The organism is Candidatus Poribacteria bacterium (assembly GCA_026702755.1).
Taxonomy (GTDB): Bacteria; Poribacteria; WGA-4E; order WGA-4E; family WGA-3G; genus WGA-3G.
The window spans coordinates 62,939-70,024 of sequence record JAPPBX010000033.1 but is presented as its reverse complement, the minus strand read 5'-3'; the positions used below and the strand labels follow the sequence as shown (position 1 = coordinate 70,024).

4 protein-coding genes are annotated in these 7,086 nt (G+C 49.9%); 3 read left to right on the top strand and 1 reads right to left on the bottom strand.

The features are described 5' to 3' along the window. Positions 1-497 (bottom strand): hypothetical protein (locus OXH39_06725; GenBank protein MCY3550136.1); only part of this gene is annotated, 497 nt, incomplete at its 3' end. A 248-nt stretch (positions 498-745) separates the two neighbouring features. On the opposite strand from OXH39_06725, the gene OXH39_06720 reads away from it, so the two are divergent. The 3 genes from OXH39_06720 to nadE all read left to right on the top strand — a co-directional run bounded on the left by OXH39_06720 (position 746) and on the right by nadE (position 7,086). Next, on the top strand, positions 746-3,475 hold the full coding sequence (locus OXH39_06720; GenBank protein ID MCY3550135.1) for a hypothetical protein: 2,730 nt from the start codon (positions 746-748) through the stop codon (positions 3,473-3,475). A gap of 84 nt (positions 3,476-3,559) precedes the next feature. Then, a complete protein-coding gene (locus OXH39_06715) occupies positions 3,560-4,879 on the top strand; it encodes an asparagine synthetase B (GenBank protein ID MCY3550134.1) in 1,320 nt (439 codons plus the stop codon). A 113-nt stretch (positions 4,880-4,992) separates the two neighbouring features. Beyond that, the gene (gene nadE, locus OXH39_06710) at positions 4,993-7,086 is read left to right on the top strand and encodes an NAD(+) synthase (GenBank protein ID MCY3550133.1); all 2,094 of its coding nucleotides are present in this window, start codon (positions 4,993-4,995) and stop codon (positions 7,084-7,086) included.

The following is a 7,086-nucleotide window of genomic DNA, read 5'->3' as shown; positions in this document are numbered from 1 at the left end:
TTGTAAGTTCCGCCCTTATCTTCATAAGTGAAGGCTAAGTAGACCATTTCGCCTTCTTTCTTCTCATTATGCGCTTTTGGGAAGTCCTCAGTGCGATGGAACCAACTGCTCCCGGACATCCACTGATTCGGTTGGCGTTCGGCGTAGACAATTGCGTTAAACTGGTCCTCGGAAGCTTTATCTAACGTGAGTGCTGAGCCTTTCGTTGCAGCGAGGTTATCGAGAGCAACCCATGTCATCAATGTTTTTTCTTCAATATCGGGGCCCTCGTAGTCAAGCGCGTGTGCCCATTTCCCAGTCTCAACAATCAACTGACCATCTTTGAGTTCGGCACCATGGAGTGCTATGTCACCCCAATTGCCGATTTCGTCTTTTTCGCTATCAAATAACCACCACCCAAGCAGCTTATCTGCTTGTGCGTCTTGTGCGAATACTGCAGGTGCCGATAGGCTTAACATCAGCAGTACAACACAGATATAATAGACTTTTATTTTCATTGCCAATTGCTCCTTTTTAGGTCCAGGTTGTGGTTTTGCGCGGGCAGACTATCTGGAGGACAGAAAGCAGGTTTTGCCCCTATCCGCAGAGGTAAATAAATTACAGTATATTATAACGTACATTTCGTGCCAAAGTCAAATGTTTTAAGGAAATCATTCCCACTTGCAAATTATCTTCGTATGTGTTACCATTAATGCTATCTACACCTAATAACAACACCAAAGAAACAGAGGCAAAGGAACGAAAGATGAATCGATTGATGCTGTTGCTACTCGCCATTAGCATTGGGCTTGTCAGTGAAGTTGTCTGTCAAGACCTCTCCGCCCAAGAGAATCCTGCCACAAAACGGATGACCGCAACCTTAACAGGAAATGTTATCTGGGAGGGGCAAGATCTGTCACATACGAGCGTATCGGTCTACCGAGACGATACACTCAGAGATCTGTATATCAGCGGGATTCCGCAACTCGGCGACGGTCGATTCACGCTCCGCGTTGAACCGGGTCGCTACTATCTCGTCGCTTACGTTGATGTCGATAAATCCGGCAATTTTGATGCAGGCGATGGTTTGGGTATCTTTGGAATTACCAATTGGAACGATCAACAGCAAAAGTACCAGTTCATCGAAGTGGATGACCAAGAAAAAGTGCAAGGTTTAAAGATTCCGATAACCGCACGAATGACTTACGTTAACAGAGAACCTAAAATTGTTTCAACTTCTCAATATGAACCGAGTCAACTCCAACAATTCCAAACGGAATTGCGCACCGCAACATCCGGCTGTCGTGGCACACTCAGTGTTGCCCAGACGCAGGAAAACTCACCAACACCGATCAGAAATCGAAAGGCGTTAATTCTGGCGTATACAGACCTATCTTGGAAATATCGCGCCGGTATTGCCCCAGTAACAGAGTCAGGAACATGGGAACTCAATCTGCTGCCGGGGAAATACTACCTCATGGCGATTGTCGACAACAACAACACGAATAAATTGGATGCAGGCGATGACTTCGGGTTCTACGGTGTCGAAAATATGCGGAAGCGCGGCGAATTCCCAGAACCGGTGCTGATTTCCCCAAACAAGTTCACTGAAGACATTACGATCGCAATTACCGCGACCTATCAGACACGTAAAAAGACACGGACCAAAAACACGAGTATCCTCACAGGGCACGTATCCCTTCCTGAAGATGCGACCGCACGCGTCGAAGTGTATGGCGAACCCACTTTGGTCACCCCTATTGCAAGTGGAGATACAGCTGCCGGAGGTATATTCCGCATCGCGCTTCCAGCGGGTGAATACTATGTCATCGTTAACTTTGATGCTGACAAAGACGGCAGATACAGCGATGGCGACGGTTTGGGTGGGTATGGAACAGTGGACATCACGACGCAACCCCCGGCTCCGATCACACTTGCAGAGGGAGAAAACCTTGACATCGAACTCGTGATAAGTGCTCGCTATGACACGAACGGACATCTGCACCCTGCACCACCCGGCATTGAAACACACATCGAACAGGGCAACATCACCGGACGAATCGTGTGGGATGGGCACACCATTCAACACGGCATTTTGACGCTCTCCTATACTTTCGATTTTAGTGCACCCATCGCTATGCCAATTTCCGTTGCAAGTGACGGGAGTTATCAGGTCTCCGCCCTGCCCGGCAGCTACTATGTGATGGCAGTGATGGACGCAAACAAAGACGGAAAAACGGGTATCACCGATGGCGTTGGGATATATGGCACACGCCAACCGGCGCGCGGTGAACCTACGATGATCAATGTGTTCCCGGGTCAGACAACATCGCACATTGATATTGACATTTTCGCCACCTATATTGATGAAGAAGGGAATATGGCGGAAATTGAGGACGGTGGACGCTGGGAAATTAGAAAACGGTACGGTGAACCTGAAGACATTTTTAGACTTACCCGTAATGGACGCGTGAATGAGGAATGGACATACTGGACAAAGGGACTCACTTTTCTTTGGAAAGCTAACGGCGCAGGCTGGGAATTTGGAGGCGAAGAACCCTTTACGCCGAAAAAGGGAATCACCGCAGACCAGATAAACAGTAGTAGAACAGAAACATTTGAACCTGGAGGCACAACGATAGATCTGCCACAAAACCCATCTTCAACAGAAGATTTGCCAGCGTTTATCTACTTCGCTTACGACGATGTTATTTGGGGTATTGCCCCAGATGGCAGTAATGCGCCGCTCGGCACTGGACACAACCCAACAGTCGCGAACGACGGGACGCTTGTTTATCAGGACAGGGATGGAAACGTTATCGTTCGGAGCCGTGAAAAACTGCAGGGTGCCTTGCTCCTTGACAGCCGACAACTGGCAAGAGATGTAGCAATATCACCCAACGCGAAATATATCGCATACACACGTTCAGAACTCGGAAACCGCAGCCGCGTTGTTATCCGACATATTTCTACTGACGCTGAGTTTGTCTTGCCATCAACGGCGATGCAGAGTTTCACACCGACATGGAATAGCGATGGGACAGTACTCGCTTACGTCACAAGTGGAACCATCGAAAATCCAGATGCTACGGAACAGAGACAAAATATCTATGCGTTTGACCAATTGACAAACAGCGTGGAACCAGTTGTCGTCTCCACGACAGATGATACAGACCCAGCGTGGTCGCCCACCAATCCGAACCAATTGGCGTTCACTCGAACGGAAGGCAATTATCAACAGGTTTGGCTCGTCACCTACTCGGATGAAGGCGTTCCGACGGAACGACAGTTAACCCAAAAGGGTGGCTCCCATCCGGCATGGATACCACCGCAGGGACGCTGGATCTTGTACGAGAATAACGGGCAACTCTGGACAATTGACACGGAGAATCCAGAGGCAACCGAATCACCGTTGATGTACAACGGACAGGTCGTGTTTGGGTATGAACCCGCAGTTTTAGGACAGGCTTCCGATGAATCACCAAGCGCAAGGTAACAATAGAAGTGTAGGGGCAGCCCTTGTGGCTGCCCTTTGCTTCCTTGCTAAACCATCCGAACCGAGCCACAAGGAAAATCAAAAATGTTCCATATTCGACTTATCCGTATTACCTTCGTTTTCATACTGATACTCTCCTGCTTCGGCGTGAACGTCGCCAGCGCGCAATGGCTCTTGATACCGATGGAGATCGGTGCACAAACCAATCATCTGAAGGCTTATGGCTTGACGTACTGGGCATTAGAGGTTCCGCGCGAGTACCGGTGTTATTGGTGGCTCAATTACCGCGGTGGTGCGTTCGTTCTGCCGGATTCACAAGATGTACGACTGCAAGCGACATTAATGGGTGTCCGTTTTGAACCGATAAACCACGCTGACTATACCAGTATAAAGGAATCCGTCCTCGAAAGTAGCAACATGGACGAGATTCTGTTAGAAAAGGCACCGAAGATCGCCGTATACGCGCCATCAGAAGCGTCGCCCTACCGAGACCCTTGGGACGATGCGGTCAAAATCGCACTGGACTACGCACAGATCCCTTACGACGAAATCTGGGATAAAGAGGTCCAAAGCGGGATACTGGAACTCGGTGAGTACGACTGGCTGCACCTCCACCACGAAGACTTCACGGGACAGCACGGTAAATTCCACGCCTCGTTTTCATCTCAGGTTTGGTACCAGCAGCGGATGCTGATGTTCGAGAAAGCCGCCACGGAAGCCGGATTTAAGCGGGTCGCACGACATAAAGGGCAGACAGCGCAAATGATTGCTGACTATATCGCCAACGGTGGGTTCATCTTCGCAATGTGTTCAGCCCCTGAAACACTCGACATCGCATTGGCGACACACGGTGGGGCAATCGACATCGTCGCTCCGGAATTGGATGGCACACCGATTGAAGCAGAGGCTGACGCGAAACTTGACTTTCAGCGCACCTTGGCATTTGAAAATTTCAATCTCTATACGAATCCGTACCGTTACGAATTCTCGGACATAGACAATCCGAACCCAGATCGAGACGCACAGAGCGGGGTTGAAGATTTCAAACTTTTTGAATTTGCCGCAAAGCACGATCCGATCCCGACGATGCTCACGCAAAACCATGTCAGTGTTGTACCGGGCTTTCTTGGGCAGACGACATCGTTTAACATGAACAGGATTCGAGGTTCCATCACGATTTTAGGGGAGGTAGAAGGCAGTAATTATGCCAAATATATCCACGGTAAACTGGGAAAAGGCACCTTTACGTTCCTCGGTGGACACGATCCTGAAGACTACCGCCACCTTGTCGGAGAGGGAAAAATTCCGACGAACCTTGACCTGCATAAACACTCACCCGGTTACAGATTGATACTCAACAATATCCTGTTTCCGGCTGCCCGCAAGAAACCGCAGAAAACGTGAGTAGCCGTCGGCTATCGGAAACCTTCAGCAATCAGTAAAGAAGCATTTAGTTTAATCAGAAACCTCTTAACTGACTGCTGATGGCTGACGACTTCATCCAAAGGATAGAAACGATGAAAGCAGTCCTTGCGACGTGTAATCTGAATCAATGGAGCCTTGATTTTGAAGGCAATACCGCCCGTATCATTGAATCCATAGAGATGGCGAAAGCGAGCGGTGCAAGGTACCGGTTGGGACCGGAACTGGAGATCACGGGATATTCTTGCGAAGACCATTTCCTGGAGTTGGACACACTTCAGCACAGCTGGGAGTCGTTGGGGTGTATCCTCAAAGGTGGACACACAGATGGCATTCTGTGCGATATCGGGATGCCTATCATGCACAAAAACGTCCGTTACAACTGCCGCGTTTTCGTATTAGACGGCAAACTGCTGTTAATCCGACCGAAGATGATACTCGCAAGCGATGGCAACTACCGAGAGGCGCGCTGGTTTACTGCATGGGAGCGCGGTTGGACAACCGAAGATTATACGCTGCCACAAGAGATTACCGAATTGACCGGACAACGGAAGGTGCCTATCGGCATTGCAGCGATTGCCACTACGGACACACTCTTGGCAGCCGAAACCTGTGAGGAACTCTTCGTCCCGATGAGTCCTCATATCCATTTCGGAAACGCCGGTGTCGAAATCATAGCGAATGGTTCAGGTTCCCACCATGAGTTACGGAAATTGGACACGCGCATCGCGCTCATTCGGAACGCGTCTGCCAAAAGCGGTGGGGCCTACCTTTACGCGAACCAACAAGGGTGTGACGGCGGTAGGCTTTATTTTGACGGCTGCGCACTGATTGCACAAAACGGTGAAATCTTAGCACAAGGTTCCCAGTTCTCACTCAAAGATGTCGAGATCGTCACTGCTACGGTGAACCTGCACGATGTCCGGGCGTATCGCGGTGCAAAGGCGAGTCGGGCTGTACAGGCAAGTAAAACTGAGCAGCTTCCACAGATAGATGTTGACTTTGCGCTCAATCCCCCGCAGTCGGAAGGCACGCCGAGAATAACACTAAAGATCAATCCACACTATCACATTCCCGAAGAAGAGATAGCCCTCGGTCCCGCTTGTTGGCTTTGGGACTACCTGCGGAGATCGGGTGCTGCAGGGTTCTTCGTTCCGCTCTCTGGGGGTGCGGACAGCGGGGCCGTCGCAACGATTGTCGGTTCAATGTGTCAACTCGTCGCTAAAGCCATCCGCGAAAAGAATGAATCGGTTATCCGTGATGTCAGCCGATGGTTAGCGGAGGGTGAAACCCCTGATGTCTTCACAGATCCGTGTGTTCTTGCCAATCGTTTGTTATATACATGCTACATCGGCACGGAGAACAGTTCCCGCGATACACAGAAACGAGCGAAACAACTCGCTGAGCAAATCGGAGCATATCACCTAAACATCAATATGGATGGGCTTGTGAAGGCGTTGCAAACGCTCTTTATCCGCATCACGCAAAAAACACCCCGATTCAAAGTGGAGGGTGGATCGTATAGAGAAAATCAGGCACTCCAGAACATACAGGCGCGACTCCGGATGGTGCTCAGTTACCTCTTCGCGCAGATGATGCCGTGGGTGCGGAACCGTGAAGGCACCCTCCTCGTTTTAGGCACGGGGAACGTTGACGAAGCACTCCGTGGCTACCTTACGAAATACGATTGCAGTAGCGGCGACATCAACCCGATTGGTGGGATTAGTAAACACGACCTACGCAGATTCCTCAACTGGGCTAAGGATAACCTCGGCTATACGACGCTCTCGGAAATTGTTGACGCGCCGCCGACAGCAGAATTGGAACCGATAACCGAAACCTACACGCAAATCGATGAAGATGATATGGGAATGACCTACGCCGAATTGAGCCATTTCGGGCGACTCCGAAAAATGGAGCAGTGTGGTCCCGTCAGCATGTTTGAGAAATTAGTGCAAGAATGGGATCATCTGCCGCCGCATGAAGTTGCTGAGAAGGTAAAACGGTTCTTTAGATATTATGCTATCAATCGGCACAAAATGACAACACTAACGCCCTCCTACCACGCTGAATCTTATTCGCCAGATGACAACCGTTTCGACCTGCGACAATTCCTCTATAACGTCCAATGGACCTGGCAGTTCCGTCACATCGATGCCCGTGTTAAGAAACTGGAGGCGGAGATGTGA

Bases quoted from the DNA above. Each gene is read 5' to 3' on its own strand.
- OXH39_06715 (MCY3550134.1), top strand. From the start codon at position 3,560: ATGTTCCATATTCGACTTATCCGTATTACCTTCGTTTTCATACTGATA.
- nadE (MCY3550133.1), top strand. From the start codon at position 4,993: ATGAAAGCAGTCCTTGCGACGTGTAATCTGAATCAATGGAGCCTTGAT.
- OXH39_06720 (MCY3550135.1), top strand. From the start codon at position 746: ATGAATCGATTGATGCTGTTGCTACTCGCCATTAGCATTGGGCTTGTC.